This is a genomic window from Marmoricola sp. URHB0036 (assembly GCF_000426045.1).
Taxonomy (GTDB): Bacteria; Actinomycetota; Actinomycetes; order Propionibacteriales; family Nocardioidaceae; genus Marmoricola.
Window position 1 is genome coordinate 340,498 of the sequence record NZ_KE384490.1, and the last position, 21,321, is coordinate 361,818.

The following is a 21,321-nucleotide window of genomic DNA, read 5'->3' on the forward strand; positions in this document are numbered from 1 at the left end:
ACACCGTGTGCAGGGTCCGACCTGGACGGTCGGCCGAGATGGCGAGGTCGACCATGGTCAGCCCGGTGCCGACCAGGAGCAGGTCCCCGTCGGGGAGCCCCTGGGTCCACGGGTCGGCCACCAGCCGGTCCGACGACGTGAGAGCCGCCGGTGCCCAGTCGGTGCCGGGCCGTGAGCCGGTGGCCAGCACGACCGCCCTGGCCACGATCGACTGGCCGGAGGAGAGCCTGACCACGAAGCGGTCGCCGCGACGTTCGATCCCGAGCACGGACTCGGTGCGTCGCTCGAGACGGGCGTTGCCGGGGTACTCGGCGGCGGTCTGCAGCAGGCCGGAGACGTAGTCGCCGTACACCCGGCGGGGGACGAAGTCCTGCGGTTGGGTGTCGGAGTCGTGGTGGGTGCGCACCCAGCGGAAGAAGTGCTCGGGGTCGCGCGGGAACGCGCTCATCCCGCTCGCCGGCACGTTCAGCAGGTGCCGGTCGTCGGTCGTGGAGTACGCCGGCCCGCGGCCGGTCGTGGGGGACGGGTCGACCAGTGCGATCCGGTAGCGGGACGACAGACCGGTGACCAGGTGCGATGCCGTCAGCGCGCCGGCCGCACCGGCTCCGACCACCACCACGCAGCAGTCGCCTTCTCCACCTCGCATCGCACGCCTCCAAAGTCGAGTAACTAACTCGACTAAGTTAGCAAAGAGTTGCCGGAATGCGTGCATCTCGACCCGGAATCTGTCGGTGGGTCGTGATGTGGTCCAGACATGTCCGCGATCACGGTGCCCTGGAACACCCAGCTCCTCGAGCAGCTCGACTGGCACTGGACCAACCACGTGCGACCGAGGTGGGGCGGGCTGACCGACGACGAGTACTTCTGGGAACCGGTCGCCGACTGCTGGAACGTGCGTCGCGTCGGCGAGGGGAGCGCCGCCGTCCAGGCCGGAACGGGCGAGTGGCGCTGCGACTACGCCTACCCCGAGCCCGATCCGGCGCCGGTCACGACCATCGCCTGGCGACTGGCCCACCTCATCGTCGGGGTCTTCGGGGAGCGCTGCCGCTCACACTTCGGTGGTCCGCCGATCAGCTACGACGACTTCGCCTACGCCGGCTCCGCCGTCGACGCGTTGGAGCAGCTCGACGCCGGCTACGCCCGCTGGATCGAGGGTGTGCGGTCGCTCGAGGAGGAGGGGCTCCGCCGCGAGTGCGGTCCCGCCGAGGGTCCGTTCGCCGAGCACCCGCTCTCCGAGCTGGTCCTGCACATCAACCGCGAGGCCATCCACCACGGGGCCGAGATCTTGCTGCTGCGCGACCTCTACCTGAGGACTACTCCGCGTCCTTGATCTCGCAGATGACCTCGCCGTTGGTCACGCCCGTGCCGACCTCGGCCTTCAGCCCGGTGACGGTCCCGGCCTTGTGTGCCTTGAGCGGCTGCTCCATCTTCATCGCCTCGAGCACGACGATGGTGTCGCCCTCCGCCACCGAGTCGCCGTCGGAGACGGCCACCTTGACGATGGTGCCCTGCATCGGCGAGGCGACGGAGTCACCGGAGGCGGCCGCTCCTGCCTTCTTGCCGGCTGCGCGCTTGGGCTTCTTGGCTCCGCTCGAGGCGCCGCCGACCGCGGCAAGACCACCGGGCAGGACCACCTCGAGGCGACGTCCGCCGACCTCGACGGTGACCTTGTGGCGCTCGTCCGGCTCGGGGGCGTCGGGCCGGTCGCCGGCGTACGGCGTGATCTGGTTGTCGAAGTCGGTCTCGATCCACTGCGTGTAGACGTCGAAGGACTCGGGGTTCTCGGCCGGGCTGCCGATGAAGGCCGGGTCGGAGACGACCGCGGCGTGGAAGGGGATCACCGTCGGCATGCCGTCGACGACGAACTCGTCGAGCGCGCGACGGGAGCGCTCGAGCGCCTGGGTGCGGTCGCGACCGGACACGATCAGCTTGGCGATCAGGGAGTCGAAGGCGCCCGGGATGGTCTCGCCCTCCTCGTAGCCGCCGTCGAGACGGATGCCGGGTCCGCTCGGCGGCGACCAGCGGGTCAGCGTGCCCGGCGCCGGCATGAAGTTGGCGCCGCCGTCCTCGGCGTTGATGCGGAACTCGATGGAGTGGCCACTGATCTTCGGGTCGTCGTAGCCGAGCTCCTCGCCGGCGGCGATCCGGAACATCTCGCGGACGAGGTCGAGGCCGGTGACCTCCTCGGAGACGCAGTGCTCGACCTGGAGGCGGGTGTTGACCTCGAGGAAGGAGATGGTCCCGTCCTGGGCGACCAGGAACTCGCAGGTGCCGGCACCGACGTACTCCGCCTCGCGCAGGATCGCCTTGGAGCTCTCGTAGAGCCGGCTGACCTGGTCGTCGGTGAGGAAGGGCGCCGGGGCCTCCTCGACCAGCTTCTGGTTGCGGCGCTGAAGCGAGCAGTCACGGGTCGAGACCACGACGACGTTGCCGTGCTGGTCGGCCAGGCACTGGGTCTCGACGTGCCGCGGCTTGTCGAGGAACTTCTCGACGAGGCACTCACCTCGGCCGAAGGCGCTGACCGCCTCGCGGACGGCGGAGTCGAAGGCGTCGGGGATCTCCTCGATCGTGCGGGCGACCTTGAGGCCGCGGCCGCCGCCACCGAAGACCGCCTTGATGGCGACCGGGAGGCCGTTCTCCTTGGCGAAGGCGATGATCTCGTCGGCGTCCTTGACCGGGTCCTTGGTGCCGGGGGCCAGCGGAGCGTTGGCCTTCTCCGCGATGTGCTTGGCCTTGGCCTTGTCGCCGAGGTTCTCGATCGCCTTGGGCGGCGGGCCGATCCAGACCAGCCCGGCGTCGATGACGGCCTGGGCGAAGTCGGCGTTCTCGGCCAGGAAGCCGTAGCCGGGGTGCACGGAGTCGGCGCCGGACTTCTTCGCGGCGGCGACGATCTTCTCGATGTCGAGGTAGGAGTCGGCGGGCGTCGCGCCGTCGAGCGAGTGGGCCTCGTCGGCGAGGCGCACGAACACGGCGTCGCGGTCGGGCTCGGCGTACACCGCGACGCTGCCGATGCCGGCGTCCTTGCAGGCGCGGATCACGCGGACGGCGATCTCGCCGCGGTTGGCGATGAGGACCTTCTGCAGTGGTGTGACGTCGGACCTACCGGCCACTGTGGCTCTCCTTCGGGGGCTGCCTGCTTCTCCGCGGGAGTCTAGGACCTCCGGATCGGGCCCCTGCAGGGCGTCCATCAGGCGCGGTGCCAGCAGTAGCCTGAGCCCATGATCACCGGGGTGCACACGCTCATCTACGCCGAGGATGCGGCCGCAGCGCGCGCCTTCTGCCGCGACGTGCTGCAGCTGCCGTACGCCGACACCGGCGGTGGCTGGCTCATCTTCAAGACCGGTCCCAGCGAGCTCGCCACCCACCCGAGCTCGTGGGAGTACGAGGGCAAGGCCGGAGGGACCGACGAGTCCTTCGACATCTCCCTGATGTGTGACGACCTGTCAGGCACCATGGCGGAGCTGGCGGGGCGGGGTGCCGAGTTCGACGGCGGCGTGGTCGAACAGCCGTGGGGTCACACGGCGCAGCTCAAGATTCCCGGCGCCGGCACGATGATGCTCTACGAGCCGACCTACGACCCGCCGGCAACGTCCCTGTGAGTGGTCTGCCCTTCGATCCCATCGACGAAGCGGCCCGGCAGTGGGCCAGGCACTGGGACGGCGTGCCGCAGATGCACGCGGTCACCTCGCTGATGCGGGTGCAACAGCTCGTGCTCGGTCGCCTCGATGCCCTGCTCCGGCCGCTCGGCCTCACCTTCGCCCGCTACGAGGCGTTGGTGCTGCTCACCTTCTCCTCCCGTGGCGCGCTGCCCCTCGGCAAGATGGGCGAGCGGCTGCAGGTGCATCCCACGTCGGTCACCTCGATCGTGGGTCGGCTCGAGTCGGCCGGCCTCGTCGTACGCCGCCCGCATCCGGAGGACGGCCGGGCGGTGCTGGCCGAGATCACCGCCGAGGGTCGAGCGCTGGTGGAGCGGGCCACGACCGCGCTGGTCGGCGCCGACTTCGGGCTCGGCGCGCTCGAGGAGTCCGACCTCCGGGCGCTCTCCGAGCTGCTCCGGCCCGTCCGCCAGGCAGCGGGCGACTTCTGACCCACGGCCGTCGGCTGGTGCGAATTAGTAGGACGTCCTAGTATTTGCGGCATGGACGCACGCAGCCGCTGGCAGGACCGCTACTCGAAGTCGCGCGTGCGCGACGCCGACTTCACCACGCTGAGCGGCATGGAGGTCGAGCCGGCATACGGCACCGACGACTCCGAGTGGCCCGGCGAGTTTCCCTACACGCGTGGGCTCTACGCCACCGGCTACCGCGGCCGGACCTGGACGATCCGCCAGTTCGCCGGCTTCGGCAACGCGCAGCAGACCAACGAGCGCTACAAGATGATCCTCGGCCGCGGCGGTGGTGGCCTGTCCGTCGCCTTCGACATGCCGACCCTGATGGGGCGCGACTCCGACGACCCGCGCAGTCTCGGTGAGGTCGGGCACTGCGGCGTGGCGATCGACTCGGCCGCCGACATGGAGGTGCTCTTCGACAGCATCGACCTCGGCGCCGTCACCACCTCGATGACGATCAGCGGTCCGGCGGTGCCGGTCTTCTGCATGATGATCGTGGCCGCCGAGCGCGCCGGCGTCGACACCAGCACGCTCAACGGCACGCTGCAGACCGACATCTTCAAGGAGTACATCGCGCAGAAGGAGTGGCTGTTCGGTCCCGAGCCGCACCTGAAGCTGATCGGCGACCTGATGGAGTACTGCGCCGAGGAGATCCCGGCGTACAAGCCCCTGAGCGTCTCCGGCTACCACATCCGCGAGGCCGGCTCGACCGCCGCGCAGGAGCTCGCCTACACCCTCGCCGACGGCTTCGGCTACATCGAGCTCGGGCTCTCGCGGGGCCTCGACATCGACGTCTTCGCGCCCGGACTCAGCTTCTTCTTCGACAGCCACCTCGACTTCTTCGAGGAGATCGCCAAGTTCCGGGCCGCACGGCGCATCTGGGCGCGCTGGGTGCGCGACGTCTACGGCGCGACGTCCGAGAAGGCGCAGTGGATGCGCTTCCACACCCAGACCGCCGGTGTCTCGCTGACCGCGCAGCAGCCCTACAACAACGTCGTACGCACCGGCATCGAGGCGCTGGCCGCGGTGCTGGGCGGCACCAACTCGCTGCACACCAACGCTCTCGACGAGACCCTGGCCCTGCCAAGCGAGCAGGCGGCGGAGATCGCGCTGCGCACCCAGCAGGTGATCATGGAGGAAACCGGCGTGGTGAACGTCGCCGACCCCCTCGGTGGCTCGTGGTACGTCGAGGCGCTGACCGACAAGCTCGAGGCCGAGGCCAACGCGATCTTCGACAAGATCCTCGAGATGGGCGGCTCGACGCTCCGCCACGACCAGACCGAGGCCCTCGCCGAGTCCGCCCGCCGGGGCGAGAACCCGGTCACCCAGGGGCTGCTGCGGGGCATCGAGGAGGGCTGGTTCATGTCCGAGATCGCCGAGGCCGCGTTCGCCTACCAGGTTGCCCTGGAGAAGGGCGAGAAGAAGGTCGTCGGCGTCAACGTGCACAAGGACTCGGTGACCAGCGAGCTGGAGATCCTGCGTGTCTCGCACGAGGTCGAGACCGAGCAGGTGCGCATCCTCGACCAGCGCAAGGCAGACCGTGACGAGGCCGAGGTCGCGCGCGCGATCGAGGCGATGCTCACGGCTGCCCGCGAGGACACCAACATGATCCCTGCGATGCTGGACGCATGCCGTGCCGAAGCGACCCTGGGCGAGATCTGCAACGCCCTGCGCGAGGAGTGGGGCGAGTACCGGGAACCGGCGCGCTTCTGAGCCGGCCATGACGGCCGGCGAGCCTCGGTCCTTCGGGGTCGAGGAGGAGCTGGTCCTGATCGACCCGGACACCCGTCGCGCGACGGCCCGGTCGGACCGGGCCGAAGCGGCGAACGAGTCCGGTGAAGAGGTGGCGCTCGAGCTGTTCCGGCACCAGGTGGAGTCCTCGACGCCACCGTTGACGGACGCCGGGGAGCTGGGCGAGGCGCTGCGGCGGGGCAGGCGCGCGCTGGGCGAGTCGGCTGCGGCGGCCGGAGCCCGAGCCGTGGCGACGGCCTCGCCACCGCTCGCTCCTGGGGAGGAGGAGTTCACCCGGACCGAGAGGTACCTGCGCTTCGAGGGTGAGTTCGGCCAGATCGCCCGTGAGTCACACGTGTGCGGGATGCACGTGCACGTCGGGATCGAGGACGCCGAAGGCATCCGCGTGATCGACGGCATCCGTCCCTGGCTCCCCGTGCTGACCGCGATCAGTGCCAACTCGCCGTACTGGCAGGGCACGGACACCGGCTACGCCAGCTGGCGCAGCCAGGTCTGGGGCCGCTGGTCCTCCGCCGGCGCGCGCGAGCCCTTCGGCGACGTCGACACCTACCGCGAGGTCGCCGAGCGGACCATCGCCTGGGGTGGAGCGATGGACCGGGCGATGCTCTACTTCGACGCCCGGCTGGCGGAGAACTACCCGACGGTCGAGCTGCGCGTCTGCGACGTGTGCCTGGAGATCGAGGACGCCGTCCTCGTGGCCGTTCTCGCGAGAGCACTGGTCACCACCGCCGCCGCGACTCGCGAGGTGGAGGCGTGGCGCTCGGACCTGCTCCGGGTCGCCGGCTGGAGGGCCGCCCGCTACGGCACCGCCGGACCCCTCGTACACCCGGGCACCCGGGAGCTGGCATCGGCGCGTGAGGTGTTCGCTGCCCTGCTCGAGGCCGTGGGACCGGCGCTGGACGAGACCGGCGAGCGTCGCTTCGTCGACGACGGATTCGAGCGGGTGCTGGCGCGTGGCAACGGGGCCGTGCGCCAACGACGGACCTTCGAGGAGACCCGGGACCTGGTCGCCGTGGTCGACGACCTGGCCGATGCCACCGAGACGACTTGGCTCTGACGGCGCCTACCGGAACCTCGCGAGCATGGGGCGCTCGACGAACCGGAAGCTGACTTCGGCCAGGACGACGAACATGGCAATCCACGCGACATCTCCGAGCGCGGTGTGTCCGAGCGCGTGGAGTGCCGTGATGCGCGCCAGGACGTTCCAGAGGTAGATCGAGTACGACCTCTCGCCCAGCCATCGCAAGGGGGCGCTCGCCATCAGCGACCCGGCTCGCGCTCCGGGTCGCACCACGACGCCGATCAACGTCACGAGCGTCAGCCCGGTTCCCGCCACGATCACCAGCGAGGGACTGTAGGTCTGGTTGCGAGAGGCCAGCACTGGCAGGAGGGCGACGGCAAGCAACGCCCACGGCGCGAGATGTCGAACTGTTCGCGGCAACCAACCGTTGAGGATGACGATCGCGAGCCAGGAGCCGACCAGGACCGGCAGCGCGTTCGTGTCGCTGCCGAAGTACTCGTGCTGGTCGTACTTCACCTTCCGACTCAGGCCGAGATAGAGGTCGAGTGTCAGGCTGATCCCGATGAGCGTCACGAGGAGCACTGCGAACAGCTTCGGGTTGCGCCGATAGGCCCAGAGCAGGGCGAAGGGCCACAACAGGTAGAACTGCTCCTCGACCGAGAGCGACCAGGTGTAGTTGAAGTAGTCCTTGGTCGCGAACACGTGGTCGGTCCAGTCGAAGATGCTTGTCGTGTAGGTGACTGCCGCGCCGGCGGGGGCGAAGGTCTGGGCGACAGTGAGGTCTCGTCGCACAAGCAGCAGCACCACCATCGTCACTGCCACGACCGTCAACAACCCGGGGCAGAGGCGCGCCGCCCGTCGGCGGTAGAACGCCCGCACCGCGATGGTGCCGGTCTGGAGCTGGCGCACCAGCAGGGTGGTGACGAGAAAACCCGACAGGCAGAAGAACACGGTGACACCGACGAACCCGTCGATGAGCGGCCTCGTCGGGGCGTGCTGGCCCAGGACCAGCAGGATCGCCAGGCCGCGCACCCCGTCCAGCCCCGGAAGGTGACCGCGGTCGCGGGCGAGCACGTGGATTCCTGCCACGACAGAACCTCCGTGGACGATGTGGGCGCACAGCATCCGAGGCGCGCGCACCGAGCTCGCGGACCCGCGTCGACGCTGTCGTGGACGGTGTAGGTGGTCGACGCCTGTGTGCGTCGTGCACCTGTCCGTGAAGACGTGCGACCCCGCGTCCAGGTTCAGTTCAGTCGCGCACCGACGCGACGTCGACTCAGGTGTTGGCGGCGGTGAAGGCGTCCGGCGTCATCGGGAGGGTGAACTCGAAACAGCTGCCCACGCCGTCGGGGTTGCCGGTCACCCTGATGGTGCCGCCGTGGCGCTGCACGATGCGCCGACAGATCGCCAGGCCCAGCCCGGTGCCCTGGTAGTCCGCACCGGTGGCGCGGTGGAAGTCCTCGAAGATCGCGTCCCGCTGGTCGAGGGGTACGCCGATCCCGTTGTCGCGCACCTGCACCCGGGCCATCCCCTTCTCGGCCGGTTCGGCCTCGACGACCACGCGAGGCACGGTGTCGGGGGCGATGTACTTGAAGGCGTTGCCGATCAGGTTGTCGAGGACCTGGCGCACGAGGACGCGGTCGGCCCAGACGTCGACCAGCTCACCCGCGACGATCTCGCCGCCGCTCTGCGGCCGGTCGCGGGTCGCGACGATGTGCTTGACCAGAGTGGTCAGCGAGACCGGTTCACACTTCAGCGACTGGTCGCGGGCGACTGCGTGGGCGAGCAGGTCGGAGATGAAGGCGCGCATCTGGTCCACCCCGACGCGGATGTGCTGCACCATCGGCGCGGCGGCCACCGCATCGGTCTCATCGCTCTCGCTCAGCCGCTCCTCGAGGGCCTCGGCCCAACCGTCGATCACGCTGAGCGGGTTGTTGAGGTCGTGGGCGACGGTGCCGGCGAAGCTGACCAGCGACTCGCGGTAGTTGCTCGCCGTGGTGATGTCACGCAGCACGATCATCACCCGCTTGGGGGCTCCCTCCGCGTGCGGGACCTGGAAGGCCGAGCACTCGAGCACCCGGAACACCCCGAACTCGTCGGTGTGGTGGATCTCCTCGGCCTCGATGACCTCGCCGGCCAGCGCGCGGTGGAGCGGGTTCTCGGCGTCGGCCAGCGGACGTCCGTCGGGGTGGTAGGCCTGGCCCTTCTCCTCGCCCGGCTCCGCGACCCGCTCGAGAGGCTGGGCCTCGCGGCTGCCGAACGCGGTGAGCAGCGCCTGGTTGGCGTGCAGGACCCGGCCGCCCTCCTCGATGATCGCGACCCCGTCGTCGAGGTGGGCCATCACCATGTCGAGCTCCTCGGCCCGGATGGCGAGGATCGCCTCGGACTCCTGGAGCATGGCCACCGTGCTGAGCACCTGGCGGCGACTGAGGCTGATCGTCATGCCGAGGACCATCAGCACGACCACGAAGACCTGGGCGACCGCCGCCTGGCTCACGGGGTCGTCGATCGCGGCGATCGGTCCGACGTCGAGGATGGTGAACCAGACGCCCGCCGCTCCGGTGAGCAGGCACGCTGCTGCGGTGACCACCGGGTTGAAGCGCACGGCGACCCACACGATGGTGAGCGTCAGCATGAACGTGGTCGGGGTCTCCGGGTGCAGGACGAACCCGAACCCGAAGATGACGGCGGTGGCGGCCGTCGCGCCGAGCGCCTGCCCGAGGTCGGCGGGGTTGGGGCGGTTGAAGGCCGGGCGGCCCTGGTCGCGGTGCTCGGCCAACCAGCCGCCCAGGAGCAGCCCACCGACGCCGATCGTGGCCATCGCGGCGATGGACCGGGTGGTCCGGCCGAGCGCCAACCGGAGCGTCTCCTCGGGGATGAGCAGCTCACCGAGCGCGGTGCGCAGCACGGAGTAGGCCAGCACGCCCACCACCATCGCGAGAAGGACGAGTCCGAAGTCGGCCATCGTGCCCATCGCCCGGCGACCGCCGGCTCCCCACAGGTGCGGAGTCCAGTGCCGGAGCACGTAGATCACGGCCAGGGGCTGCAGCGGGAACAGCACGCTGAGCACGACCTGCATCGCGGTGCCGTTGGTCAGGGCGAGGACGACGACGGTGATCAGCGTGACCAGCACGATGTCGACGACGAGCTCGCGACGGTCCCGCGCACTGGCCAGCCAGACCAGGGCCAGGCCGGACGAGGGAGCGATCAGGGAGACGTTGTCGGGCTGGACGACCAGGCTGCGACTGAGCAGCATCACGAAGACGAGAGCCGCCGACCAGGCGGTCCAGCGCACGACCGAGGGCACGCTCGAGCTTCCGGTTTCGGCCCACGACACGACCGTCAGTATCGTCGGGCAGGGGGCGATCGTGCAGCAAAACGACAGGCCGGAAACAATGGGGTCATGAGCGAGCAGTCTTTTTCCCGACCGGGTGCGGTGGATCTGTCCGGATTGCAGGGTTCCGATGGTGCCGGGGGCCCCGGAGCCTCCGGAGCGCCGGGTGCGAGCGCGGCGTACGCCGTCTCCGTGACCGAGCAGAACTTCCAGGAGCTGCTCGAGGCATCGCGCAGCGCGCCGGTCCTGCTCGCCTTCGAGAGCCCGAGCCGGTCGCCCGAGAGCGTGCAGCTCGCCCGCGACCTGCAGACGCTGTCCAACGAGTTCGAGGGCCGCTTCCTGCTCGGCCGGGTCGACATCGACGCCGTCCCGCAGATCGCCCAGGCGATGCAGATCCCCTCGGTGCCGCTGGTGGTGCTCGTCGCCCAGGGACGGCCGATGCCGCTCATCCAGGACGCCGCGCCCATCGACGAGCTGCGTCAGGCGATCACCCAGGTGCTGCAGCAGCTGACGGCCGGCGGGTTCACCGGACGTCACCAACCGCGTTCGGGTGCCGGCCAGGTCGACGAGGAGACCGGCGAGGAGCAGCTCGACCCGCGCTACGCCCCGGCCCAGGAGGCCCTGGAGCGTGGCGACATCGACGGCGCCGTGGCGGAGTACGAGAAGCTCGTGGCGGCCAACCCGGCCGACGCCGAGGCAGCCGCCGGACTGGCCATGGCCCAGCTGCTCAAGCGCACCGACGGGGTGGACCTGACCGAGGCGCGCGCTGCCGCAGCGGCGAACCCCGACGACGTCGACGCCCAGACCCTGGTGGCCGACCTCGACCTGCTGGGCGGACACGTCGAGGACGCGTTCAACCGGCTCGTCGACGTCGTGCGTCGTACGACGGAAGCCGACCGTGACACCGCGCGGACGCACCTGATCGGGCTGTTCGGGGCCGTCGGCAACGACGACCCACGCGTGCAGCGCGCCCGGCGCGACCTGGCCTCCGCGCTCTTCTAGACCTCACAACGGGCGAGTGGCCCGTGTGCGACAAAGGTTACGAAGGTGAAGCGCTGCCCACCGCAGCGTGAAACATCGGAATGCGAACTTGCTGGTCACGATCCACCCACGGATCGGTGACCACAAGGAGCCCTGCATGTCCGCCACCGAGACCACTGAGACGCAGTCCGCCTCGCCGGCCTCAGTCGAGAGCGCGTCGTTCCACACAGCCCCGCGCAACGGCTGGATCGAGCACTGGACGCCGGAGAACCCCGACTTCTGGGAGGCGACCGGCCGGTCGGTCGCCCGCCGCAACCTGGTCTTCTCGATCTTCGCCGAGCATCTGGGCTTCTCGGTGTGGCTGCTCTGGAGCGTGAGCGCCGCCCTGCTCGCCAAGGCCGGCTTCGACTTCAGCCCCCAGCAGCTGTTCTATCTGGTCGCCCTGCCGAACCTGGTCGGCTCCATGCTGCGACTGCCGTACACGTTCGCCGTCCCCAGGTTCGGCGGCCGGAACTGGACGGTCATCAGCGCCCTCCTCCTGGTGATCCCGACGTTGCTGTTCGCGATCGTCGTGCAGCACCCGGGAACCCCGTTCTGGGTCTTCATGGTTGTCGCCGCCACGGCCGGCTTCGGCGGCGGCAACTTCGCGTCGTCCATGGCGAGCATCAACTTCTTCTACCCGCAGGCGAAGAAGGGCGCAGCCCTCGGCCTGAACGCGGCGGGTGGCAACATCGGTGCGTCGTTCATCCAGTTCTTCCTGCCGATCATCGTCGGTGGCGCCGGCGCCTTCGGTCTCGTCGAGGCCAGCCAGCACGGCATCGTGCTCCAGCGGGCCGGTTACCTGTACGCCGCCCTGGCCGTGCTCGCGGCAGTCTGTGCCTTCCTGTTCATGAACAACCTGCATGCGGCGTACTCCAGGCCGCGCGAGCAGATGACCGTCGTGAAGTACAAGCACACCTGGGTGATGTCGTTCCTCTACATCGGCACCTTCGGGTCGTTCATCGGGTACTCCGCCGCGATGCCGCTGCTGATCAAGATCAACTTCTTCCGGTCCCCGATCCCGAGCGCGTCCATCGGCATCAACTTCGCCTACTACGCCTTCCTCGGTGCCCTGGTGGGATCCATCGCCCGCCCGTTCGGTGGCTGGTTGGCCGACAAGTACGGCGGTGCCAGGGTCACCCTCGGTGCGTTCGTGGCCATGATCGTCGGCACGCTGGGCGTGCTGCTCACGCTCTCGCGGCTCGACACCGTGCCCGCGCCGGACCCGGCCAAGGTGGCGGCCTGGACCAAGGACCCGTCGACCTTCCCCGGCTTCCCCTCGGCCGTCGTCGACGCGGTCAACCACAACTCCGACCTGTTCCCGTGGTTCCTGGGCTGCTTCCTGTTCGTGTTCGCGGCCACCGGGATCGGCAACGGGTCGTCGTACCGGATGATCCCCGCCATCTGGAAGACCTACGCCACGAGAGCCGGCGCTCCGGGCACCCAGGCGCGGATCGAGGCGGAGTCCAGGGCCACCAAGGAGGCCTCGGCGGCGCTGGGCATCGTCAGCGCGGTCGGCGCCTTCGGCGGCTTCCTGATCCCCATCACCTTCGGCTCGCCGTGGGTCACGGACCCGGTGTCGGCGGTCAAGACGGCGTTCATGGTGTTCACCGCCTTCTACGTGGTCTGCGGGGCGGTCACCTGGGCCTTCTACCTCCGGCCGAGGTCGGAGATGGCCAGGGAACACGTGTGAGCGTCGAGACGCACTGTCCGTACTGCGCCCTCCAGTGCGCGATGCGGCTGGAGGTCGAGGACGGCGCCGTCACGGTGGCCCCCCGCGACTTCCCGACCAACCGCGGCGGACTGTGCCAGAAGGGCTGGACCTCTGCCGCCGTGCTCACCGCACCGGACCGGATCACGACCCCGATGGTCCGCGGCGACGACGGTGAGCTGACGCCGGCGACCTGGCAGGATGCCCTCGGCCTGGTCGCCGACCGGCTCACCGGCATCCGGGACGCCCACGGTGCCGACGCTGTGGGGGTCTTCGGCGGCGGTGGCCTGACCAACGAGAAGGCCTACCAGCTGGGCAAGTTCGCACGCGCGGTGCTCGGCACGCGGCACATCGACTACAACGGCCGGTTCTGCATGAGCTCGGCGGCCGCGGCGGGCAACCGGGCGTTCGGCATCGACCGCGGGCTGCCGTTCCCGGTCGAGGACATCGATCGCGCCGGTGCCGTGCTGCTCGTGGGCAGCAACGTCGCGGACACGATGCCGCCCTTCGTGCAGCACCTGGCCGGTGCCCGCGAGCACGGTGGTCTGATCGTGGTCGACCCCCGGGTGTCGGCCACCGCGGCACTCACCACCGAGGGCGCGGGACTCCATCTCCAGGCCCTTCCCGGCACGGATCTCCCACTGCTGTTGGGAATCCTCCATCTGGTGGTCGCCGAGGGCTGGAGCGACGAGCGGTACCTCGCCCGTCGTACGACCGGCTGGGAGGAGGTACGCCGCTCGGTCGCCGCGTGGTGGCCGGCCCGGGTCGCCGCCACCACCGGAGTCCCCGAGTCGCGACTGCGCGAGGCGGCCAGGCTGCTCGCCGATGCGGCCCCTCATCGCGGAGGGGCCGGGGCGATGGTGCTCACCGGCCGCGGTGCCGAGCAGCACGCCGACGGCACCGACACCGTGACCGCGGCGATCAACCTGGCGCTCGCGCTCGGCCTGCCGGGTCGCCCGGGCTCCGGCTACGGCTGCCTGACCGGGCAGGGCAACGGCCAGGGTGGCCGCGAGCACGGGCAGAAGGCCGACCAGCTGCCCGGCTACCGCAGCATCGAGGACCCCGCCGACCGGGCCCACGTCGCCGGGGTGTGGGGAGTCGAGCCGGACAGCCTCCCGGGCAAGGGCGTCCCGGCCGTCGAGCTGCTCGGCAAGCTCGGCACCGAGGTCCGTGCCCTGCTGGTGCACGGCAGCAACCCGGTGGTGAGCGCACCCGACGCCACCGCCGTACGACGCAGGCTGGCCGCGCTCGACCTGCTGGTCGTCTGCGACCTGGTGCCGAGCGAGACCACCGAGCTGGCCGATGTCGTCCTGCCCGTCACGCAGTGGGCCGAGGAGGAGGGCACCATGACCAGCCTGGAAGGGCGGGTGCTGCGTCGTCGTACGGCCCTCGCCCCGCCTGGCGAGGTGCGCAGCGAGCTCGACGTCCTGGCAGACCTCGCCGCGCTGCTCGGCAGCAGCGTGCCGATGGAACGCGAACCGGCGGCCGTCTTCGACGAGCTGGCCCGTGCCAGCGCCGGAGGTCGTGCCGACTACTCCGGGCTCAGCCACGCCTCCCTCGACGAGGGGACGCCCATGTTCTGGCCGGCAGCACCCGACTCGACGCCCCGCCTGTTCGCGGCCGCCTTCGCCCACCCCGACGGACTGGCCCGGATGGTCCCGGTCGCGGCCGGCGGTCCGGACGACGATCTCCGTGCGGACGCACCCGTCTACCTCGTCACCGGCCGCGTGCTCGCGCAGTACCAGTCGGGCGCGCAGACCCGTCGCGTGCCGGCGCTGAACCGCACCGCTCCCGATTCCTTCGTGGAGCTGCATCCCCAGCTGGCGCTGCGGCTGGGCATCGAGCCGGGCGACGGCGTACGCGTCACCTCGAGCCGGGGTGCGGCCTCGGCCCCCGCTCGCATCACGTCCACGATCCGGCCCGACACCGTGTTCATGCCGTTCCACTGGGGCGGCGACGCGCTGGCCAACGCGGTGACCAACGACGCGACCGACCCGGTCTCCGGGATGCCGGAGTTCAAGGTCTGCGCGGTGTCGGTCACCCGGGCCGAGGAGAAGCTGATGGAGGCCACGGGATGAGGGAGCAGGTCGTCGTGGTGGGAGCCGGCATGGTCGGCCACCGCTTTGTCGAGGAGCTGGTGTCACGGGATCGCGAGCACCGGTTCGACGTACACCTCGTGGGGGCGGAGGAGTACGAGCCGTACAACCGGATCCTGCTCACCGAGGTGCTGGCGCGGCGCTCCGACGTGGCAGCGCTGACGCTGCCCCGCCCGCCCGAGCGGGTCTCGGTGCAGCGCGGAGTGTCCGCCACCTCGGTCGACCGTGACCAGCGGCTGGTGGAGCTCGACGACGGCACGGCGCTGCAGTACGACCACCTCGTCCTCGCGACCGGCGCCAGCGCCTTCGTGCCACCCATCGAGGGGCTGGGCGGCGAGGAGTCGCCGCACCACGTGCACGTGCTGCGCACCATCGACGACTGCCGGGACCTTGTCGCACGCACCGTCAACGCGCGACACGCGGTCGTGCTCGGCGGTGGGGTCCTGGGTCTCGAGGCCGCGTGTGGGCTGGCCCGACGCGGGCTGGCCGTCACGGTCGTCCACCTCGACGCGCACCTGATGGCCGACCAGCTCGACCCGGCCGTGGCCGGCACCCTGGCGAGGTCCCTCGACGACCTCGGCGTACGCGTGCACACCTCGACGTCGGTGGCCGAGGTGGTCGGTGCCTACGGCGAGCTCGTCGCGGTGCGCCTCACCGACGGCACCGTGATCTCGACCGACCTGATGCTCGTCTCGTGCGGCATCCGGCCCGAGACCGGGCTGGCGGCCGCCGCCGGGCTCCCGACCGGCCGCGGTGTCACCGTCGGCGCCGACCTGGCCAGCCCGGCGGACCCCGCGGTGCGGGCGATCGGCGACTGCGCCGAGACACCTGAGGGGTGCAGCGGCCTGGTGGCTCCCGGGTGGGAGCAGGCCGCACGCCTGGCCAGGCTGATGACGGCCGCACCGGCGCCCCTGCTTGAGGAGCCGCTCCCCGAGGGCATCCGGCTCAAGGCGGCCGGGGTCGACCTGGTCGCACGCGGCGTGCGGGGGAGTGGCGCCGGTCCCGACGACCGGGTGGTCGCCCTGTCCGACCCGCAGGCTCGTCGCCACGTCGAGGTGGTCCTGCGACGTGGTCGGCTCCTCGGGTTCACCGCTCTCGGAGCCCCGGAGGTCTCGGCGTCGCTGTCGGTCGCCTTCGAGCGTCGTACGCCGCTGCCGGTGGATCCTGCGGCACTGCTCGTCCCGCAGGCCGGTGCGCCGGACGCCCGCTCGACCATGGAGGCGTCGCCGACGCTGATCCCCGCCGACGCGACCATCTGCCGCTGCAACGGCGTCACCAAGAGCGACCTGATGGGTGCCTGGGACGACGGTTGTCACAGCGTCGAGGAGATGGCCTCGGCCACCCGCGCCACCACGGGTTGCGGTGGCTGCACCGAGAGCGTGTGCGGACTCGTCGACTGGCTCACGAGCAGTGACGGTGTCGATGAGAACTCTGCTCAACCTGTTCGTAACACGACGGGCCACACTGTTGCCGGGGCGAAACACCAGGCCCGATCGGACGAAATGCTGCCCTCCTAGGTTTCCGGACATGGACGAACAGCACACAGTCCGGCGTCGGCTCGTCGTCGTCGGCGGCGGGATGGTCGCCCACCGGTTGGTGGAGGCCCTCACCGACCGCGACCTCGACGGTGCCTGGCAGGTCGACGTGTTCGCCGAGGAGTCGCGGCCGCCGTACGACCGGGTGGCGCTGACCTCCTTCTTCTCGGGACGCGACCCCGACGACCTCCTGCTCGGCGAGCCCGAGCTGTGGCACCGCGACGGCGTCCGGCTGCACACCAACGCCGCCGTCCAGCGCATCGACACCGAGCGGCGCGAGGTGCACGCCCGCGGCCGGAGGTTCCCGTACGACGCACTGGTGATCGCCACCGGCTCCTACCCGGCTGTCCCGCCCGTCCCGGGCAGTGACCTCCCCGGCGCGTTCGTCTACCGCACGGTCGACGACGTCACCGAGCTGCGCGCGTGGGCCACTACTCGCCACCTGAAGCGCCCCGTGCGCGGGGCGGTCGTCGGCGGCGGCCTGCTGGGCCTCGAGGCCGCGGGTGCGCTGACCGCGATGGGCGTCGAGACCACCGTGGTCGAGTTCGCGCCGCGGCTGATGCCGATCCAGGTCGACGAGGGCGGTGGCGAGGGACTGCGTCGTCTCATCGAGAAGCTCGGCGTCAACGTCCGCACCGCCACGGCGACCTCGAAGGTGCGTGCCGGTTCCAACGGTCGGGTGAACCGGATGGACTTCGCCGACGGCTCGAAGCTGCCGGTCGACCTGGTCGTGTTCGCCACCGGCGTACGACCGCGCGACGAGCTGGCGAGAGAGGCCGGGCTGCCGGTCGGCGATCGTGGCGGCGTGGTGGTCGACGAGACCTGTGCCACCGGGACGCCCGACGTCTACGCGATCGGTGAGGTCGCCTGCATCGAGGGCCGCACCTGGGGCCTGGTGGCGCCCGGCTACACGATGGCCGAGATCGTCGCCGATCGACTGCTGGGTGGCTCGGCGACCTTCCCCGGCGCCGACACCTCGACCAAGCTCAAGCTGCTCGGCGTCGACGTCGCCAGCTTCGGCGACGCGTTCGCTGAGTCGCCCGGCGCCCTCGAGGTGGTGTACGCCGACCCGGTGGCCGGCGCCTACAAGAAGCTGGTGCTCTCCGACGACGCGCAGACCCTCCTCGGCGGGGTACTCGTCGGCGACGCCAGCGCCTACGCCTCGCTGCGGCCGATGGTCGGGCAGAAGCTCGGTGCCGACCCGACTGCCTGGTTGCTGCCGGAAGGGGCGAGTGCTGCGCCGGCCGCCGACCTGCCCGACGCAGCCAATGTCTGCTCCTGCAACAACGTCAGTGCCGGCGCCATCCGGTGCGCGGTCAGCGAGGAGGGATGCACGGACCTGGCCGGGGTGAAGGCCTGCACCAAGGCCGGCACCTCGTGCGGCTCGTGCCTCCCGCTCGTGAAGAAGCTGGTCGGCTCCGAGCTGGAGAAGTCCGGTGTGGCCGTCAGCAACGCGTTGTGCGAGCACTTCGAGCTCTCCCGGGCGCAGCTGTTCGACGTCGTACGCGTGCAGGATCTGGGTACCTTCTCGGAGATCCTCGAGCGGCACGGCACCGGTCGCGGCTGCGACATCTGCCGCCCGGTGGTCGCCTCGATCCTGGCCAGCCTCGGCACCGGTCACGTGCTCGACCGCGACACCGCCCGGCTCCAGGACACCAACGACCACGTGATGGCGAACCTGCAGAAGGACGGCACCTACTCGGTGGTGCCACGGGTGCCCGGCGGCGAGATCACCCCGCAGGGCCTGATCGACATCGGGCAGGTGGCCTCCGACTTCGGGCTCTACACCAAGATCACCGGCGGCCAGCGCATCGACCTGTTCGGCGCCCGCATCGAGCAGCTGCCGTCGATCTGGCAGCGGCTGGTCGACGCCGGCTTCGAGTCGGGACACGCCTACGGCAAGGCGTTGCGCACCGTGAAGTCGTGCGTCGGCTCGCAGTGGTGCCGCTACGGCGTGCAGGACTCGGTGGCACTGGCCATCGCCCTCGAGCTGCGCTACCGCGGCCTCCGCTCGCCGCACAAGATCAAGCTCGGCGTCTCGGGCTGCGCCCGCGAGTGTGCCGAGGCCCGCAGCAAGGACGTCGGCGTGATCGCCACCGAGCACGGCTGGAACGTGTACGTCGGCGGCAACGGCGGGTTCACCCCTCGCCACGCACAGCTGTTCGCCGAGGACCTCAGCACCGACGACCTGGTCCGGACGATCGACCGCTTCCTCATGTACTACGTGCGCACCGCCGACCGGCTCCAGCGCACCGCGGCCTGGGTCGAGGAGCACGAGGGGGGGCTCGAGGCCATCGCCGACGTCGTCATCGACGACAGCCTCGGCATCGGCGCTGACCTCGACGCTGCGATGGCCTGCCATGTCGACGGCTACGTCGACGAATGGGCCGCCACACTGGCCGATCCGGAGAAGCGGGCCCAGTTCGTGTCGTTCGTGAACGCACCGGACACGCAGGACGACGGTGTGGGCGGTGCCATCGACAACCGGGGCACGGTCATCGCCGGGCCGACCCTGGAGGTACGACGGTGACGCTCACGCCAGACCGGGTCACCACGTGGACGCGCATCTGCCCGGTCGACCGGCTGATCCCCGAACGCGGCGTCGCGGCCCTCGTCGACTCTGAGCCGGTGGCCGTGTTCCTGCTCGACGACGACGGGTCAGGGGAGGTGCGTGTGCACGCCGTCGCCCACCACGACCCGTTCAGCAACGCCAACGTGATGGCCCGAGGCATCATCGGCAGCGTGGGCACGGGGGAGGACTACCGCGACACCGTCGCGTCGCCGATGTACAAGCAGGTCTTCGACCTCGCCACCGGCCAGTGCCTGACCGAGCCCGGTGTCTGCCTGTCCGTCTACCCGGTGCGGCTCGTCGACGGGCACGTGGAGATCGGGCACGGCGCACCCCCGAGCGGGCCGTGAGCGAGCTCGGGCCCGTCCTCGCGGGCTGCCGGATCCTGGTCACCGCCCAGCGACGTGCCGACGAGCTGGGCAGCGCGCTCACCCGCAGGGGTGCGAGTGTCGTCGTCGCGCCCGCCCTCGGCGTGGTGCCGCACGTCGACGAGGCGGCCCTGCTGGAGGCGACCCGCAAGATCATCGCCGACCCTGTCGACGTGGTGGTGGTGACCACCGGCATCGGCTTCCGGGGCTGGCTCGACACCGCCGAGGCCGCCGGCCTCGCCGACGAGCTGGTCTCTGCCCTGGACGACATCCGGCTGGTGGCTCGGGGCCCCAAGGCCAGGGGTGCCCTGCAGGCAGCGGGGCTGCGTGCCGACTGGGTGGCCGAGTCCGAGACGTCGGCCGAGATCGCCGACTTCCTGCTGGCCGAGGGGGTGGCCCACCAGCGGATCGCCGTACAACGACACGGTGCGGGTGACGACGGGCTGCACGACCGACTGACCGGCGGCGGCGCCAGCGTCCTCGAGCTCGAGGTCTATCGCTGGGGACCCCCACCCGACCCGGAGCTGCTGTCGACCACCACCCGGGAGCTCGCCGACGGCGGCTTCGACGCGGTCCTGTTCACCTCCGCCCCCGGGGCGGCGGCCTGGCTCACCGAGCTGCGTCGCCTCGATCGGATCGACGACGCCCGCGAGCTCGCCGCGACCGGACACCTGCTGGTCGCGACCGTCGGTCCGGTGACCGCGGAGCCCCTCCAGGTGGCCGGGTTCGACGTGGTGGTGCCCGAGCGCTGGCGGATGGGGGCACTGGTGCGCCAGGTGATCATGGACCTCGGCGGCCGCGCCGGCATCGAGACGCCCGGAGGCACCCTGCACGTCAGGGCCGTCGCCGCCACTCTCGACCACCGTGAGCTGGCGCTCTCGCCCTCGGGGCTGGCGGTGCTGCACCGACTCGCCCGCGCGCCTGGTGAGGTCGTCTCACGCGAGGACCTGCTCCGCGAGCTGCCCGGCGACTCGTGCGACCCGCACGCCGCCGAGGTCGCGGTCGGCCGCCTGCGCGACGCCCTCGGGGCGTCCGGGGTGATCCGGACCGTGGTGAAACGCGGCTACGCCCTGAACCCGGTCGCCCGATGAACCGGCTCGTGCTCTGCGCGCACGGCACCCGGTCCGAGCTGGGCGCCGCCCGCGTCAGCACGCTCGTCGAGGCGGTCGCTGGGGCGCTGCCGTCGGTCGACGTGCGCGAGGCCCATGTCGACGTACACCCGCCCTTCGTCGCCGATGTCGTGACGCCCGGCTCGGTCGTCGTACCTCTGCTCCTGGCGCCCGGGTTCCACGTCGAGCACGACATCCACGCCGCGGCCGATCCCGTGCTGGCGACCGTCACCCCGGCCCTGGGTCCCGACCGGTTGCTCACCTCCTTGCTCCTCTCCCGGCTGGACGCCTTGGCCTCCCCGGTGGAGGACGACGACGTGGTGGTGCTGGCGGCCGCCGGCTCGTCGGTCGCCGGCTCTGCCCGGGCCACCAGCGAGGTGGCGCACCAGCTGTCGCAGCGTCTGGGCCGCCTCGTGCCGGTCGGGTACGGCGCCGCCAGCGCGCCCTTGCTCGACGACCTGGTGACGAGGTTGCGGCACGAGCACCCCGGTCGCCGGATCGTGGCGGCGTCGTACCTGCTCGCTCCGGGGCACTTCCACGATCGCGTCCTGGCCAGTGGTGTCGACGCCGCCACCGAGCCGTTGCTCGTGGAGGGCCGGCCCGATCGTCGGCTGGTCGAGCTCGTCGTACGCCGCTACCTCGACGGGTGGCTGGCCGCCGCGGTCTAGTGCGCTGCCGGTCGGCTGTTCACCTCGTCC

At 70.8% G+C, this 21,321-nt stretch carries 16 protein-coding genes and 1 pseudogene; 13 read left to right on the top strand and 4 right to left on the bottom strand.

Features of this window, described 5'->3' with window-relative positions; all coding sequences use genetic code 11:
* Window positions 1–4 precede the first annotated feature (4 nt).
* A pseudogene (locus H976_RS30810) lies at window positions 5–712 on the bottom strand (FAD/NAD(P)-binding protein); the annotation flags it as partial.
* Window positions 713–754: 42 nt separating this feature from the next.
* Here H976_RS30810 and H976_RS0121880 point away from each other — a divergent pair.
* Window positions 755–1,330 (top strand): DinB family protein, encoded by a 576-nt coding sequence (locus H976_RS0121880; protein ID WP_196804182.1) that lies wholly within the window; start codon window positions 755–757, stop codon window positions 1,328–1,330.
* Here H976_RS0121880 and H976_RS0121885 read toward each other — a convergent pair.
* Window positions 1,314–3,110 carry a biotin carboxylase N-terminal domain-containing protein gene (locus tag H976_RS0121885; RefSeq protein WP_231389019.1) on the bottom strand — a complete coding sequence of 599 codons (1,797 nt, stop codon included), beginning with the start codon at window positions 3,108–3,110 and terminating at the stop codon, window positions 1,314–1,316. The genes H976_RS0121880 and H976_RS0121885 overlap by 17 nt on opposite strands.
* A gap of 108 nt (window positions 3,111–3,218) precedes the next feature.
* On the opposite strand from H976_RS0121885, the gene H976_RS0121890 reads away from it, so the two are divergent.
* The 4 genes from H976_RS0121890 to H976_RS27985 are packed head-to-tail and all read left to right on the top strand — an operon-like array spanning window position 3,219 to window position 6,917.
* Entirely contained in the window at window positions 3,219–3,599 is a 381-nt protein-coding gene (locus H976_RS0121890; RefSeq protein ID WP_027863261.1) for an extradiol dioxygenase, read from the top strand.
* 5 nt (window positions 3,600–3,604) lie between these two features.
* The gene (locus tag H976_RS0121895; RefSeq protein ID WP_027863262.1) at window positions 3,605–4,087 is read left to right on the top strand and encodes a MarR family winged helix-turn-helix transcriptional regulator; all 483 of its coding nucleotides are present in this window, start codon (window positions 3,605–3,607) and stop codon (window positions 4,085–4,087) included.
* 51 nt (window positions 4,088–4,138) lie between these two features.
* Entirely contained in the window at window positions 4,139–5,821 is a 1,683-nt protein-coding gene (locus tag H976_RS0121900; RefSeq protein ID WP_027863263.1) for a methylmalonyl-CoA mutase, read from the top strand.
* A gap of 7 nt (window positions 5,822–5,828) precedes the next feature.
* Window positions 5,829–6,917, top strand: a complete 1,089-nt coding sequence (locus tag H976_RS27985) for a glutamate--cysteine ligase (RefSeq protein ID WP_036227651.1) — start codon at window positions 5,829–5,831, stop codon at window positions 6,915–6,917.
* A gap of 6 nt (window positions 6,918–6,923) precedes the next feature.
* On the opposite strand, the gene H976_RS0121910 is transcribed toward H976_RS27985, so the two are convergent.
* Both H976_RS0121910 and H976_RS29275 read right to left on the bottom strand, forming a co-directional pair.
* Window positions 6,924–7,970: an acyltransferase gene (locus H976_RS0121910; RefSeq protein ID WP_196804183.1), complete on the bottom strand. Its 1,047-nt coding sequence runs from the start codon at window positions 7,968–7,970 to the stop codon at window positions 6,924–6,926.
* 187 nt (window positions 7,971–8,157) lie between these two features.
* Complete coding sequence (locus H976_RS29275) at window positions 8,158–10,218, bottom strand: ATP-binding protein (protein WP_027863265.1); 2,061 nt, start codon at window positions 10,216–10,218, stop codon at window positions 8,158–8,160.
* A gap of 66 nt (window positions 10,219–10,284) precedes the next feature.
* On the opposite strand from H976_RS29275, the gene H976_RS0121920 reads away from it, so the two are divergent.
* The 8 genes from H976_RS0121920 to H976_RS28015 all read left to right on the top strand — a co-directional run bounded on the left by H976_RS0121920 (window position 10,285) and on the right by H976_RS28015 (window position 21,291).
* Window positions 10,285–11,217: a tetratricopeptide repeat protein gene (locus H976_RS0121920; RefSeq protein ID WP_027863266.1), complete on the top strand. Its 933-nt coding sequence runs from the start codon at window positions 10,285–10,287 to the stop codon at window positions 11,215–11,217.
* A gap of 136 nt (window positions 11,218–11,353) precedes the next feature.
* Window positions 11,354–12,928, top strand: a complete 1,575-nt coding sequence (locus tag H976_RS0121925; RefSeq protein ID WP_027863267.1) for an MFS transporter — start codon at window positions 11,354–11,356, stop codon at window positions 12,926–12,928.
* A complete protein-coding gene (locus H976_RS27995) occupies window positions 12,925–15,024 on the top strand; it encodes a molybdopterin oxidoreductase family protein (protein WP_036227653.1) in 2,100 nt (699 codons plus the stop codon). The genes H976_RS0121925 and H976_RS27995 overlap by 4 nt, the downstream gene beginning before the upstream one ends.
* Complete coding sequence (locus tag H976_RS28000; protein WP_051277323.1) at window positions 15,021–16,559, top strand: FAD-dependent oxidoreductase; 1,539 nt, start codon at window positions 15,021–15,023, stop codon at window positions 16,557–16,559. The genes H976_RS27995 and H976_RS28000 overlap by 4 nt, the downstream gene beginning before the upstream one ends.
* A 10-nt stretch (window positions 16,560–16,569) precedes the next feature.
* A complete protein-coding gene (nirB, locus tag H976_RS28005; protein WP_036227654.1) occupies window positions 16,570–19,107 on the top strand; it encodes a nitrite reductase large subunit NirB in 2,538 nt (845 codons plus the stop codon).
* Complete coding sequence (nirD, locus tag H976_RS0121945) at window positions 19,104–19,496, top strand: nitrite reductase small subunit NirD (RefSeq protein ID WP_027863268.1); 393 nt, start codon at window positions 19,104–19,106, stop codon at window positions 19,494–19,496. The genes nirB and nirD overlap by 4 nt, the downstream gene beginning before the upstream one ends.
* Complete coding sequence (locus tag H976_RS28010) at window positions 19,493–20,605, top strand: uroporphyrinogen-III synthase (protein WP_036227655.1); 1,113 nt, start codon at window positions 19,493–19,495, stop codon at window positions 20,603–20,605. The genes nirD and H976_RS28010 overlap by 4 nt, the downstream gene beginning before the upstream one ends.
* Window positions 20,602–21,291: a sirohydrochlorin chelatase gene (locus tag H976_RS28015; RefSeq protein WP_036227657.1), complete on the top strand. Its 690-nt coding sequence runs from the start codon at window positions 20,602–20,604 to the stop codon at window positions 21,289–21,291. Before H976_RS28010 ends, H976_RS28015 begins: the two co-directional genes overlap by 4 nt.
* The last annotated feature ends 30 nt before the right edge of the window (window positions 21,292–21,321 follow it).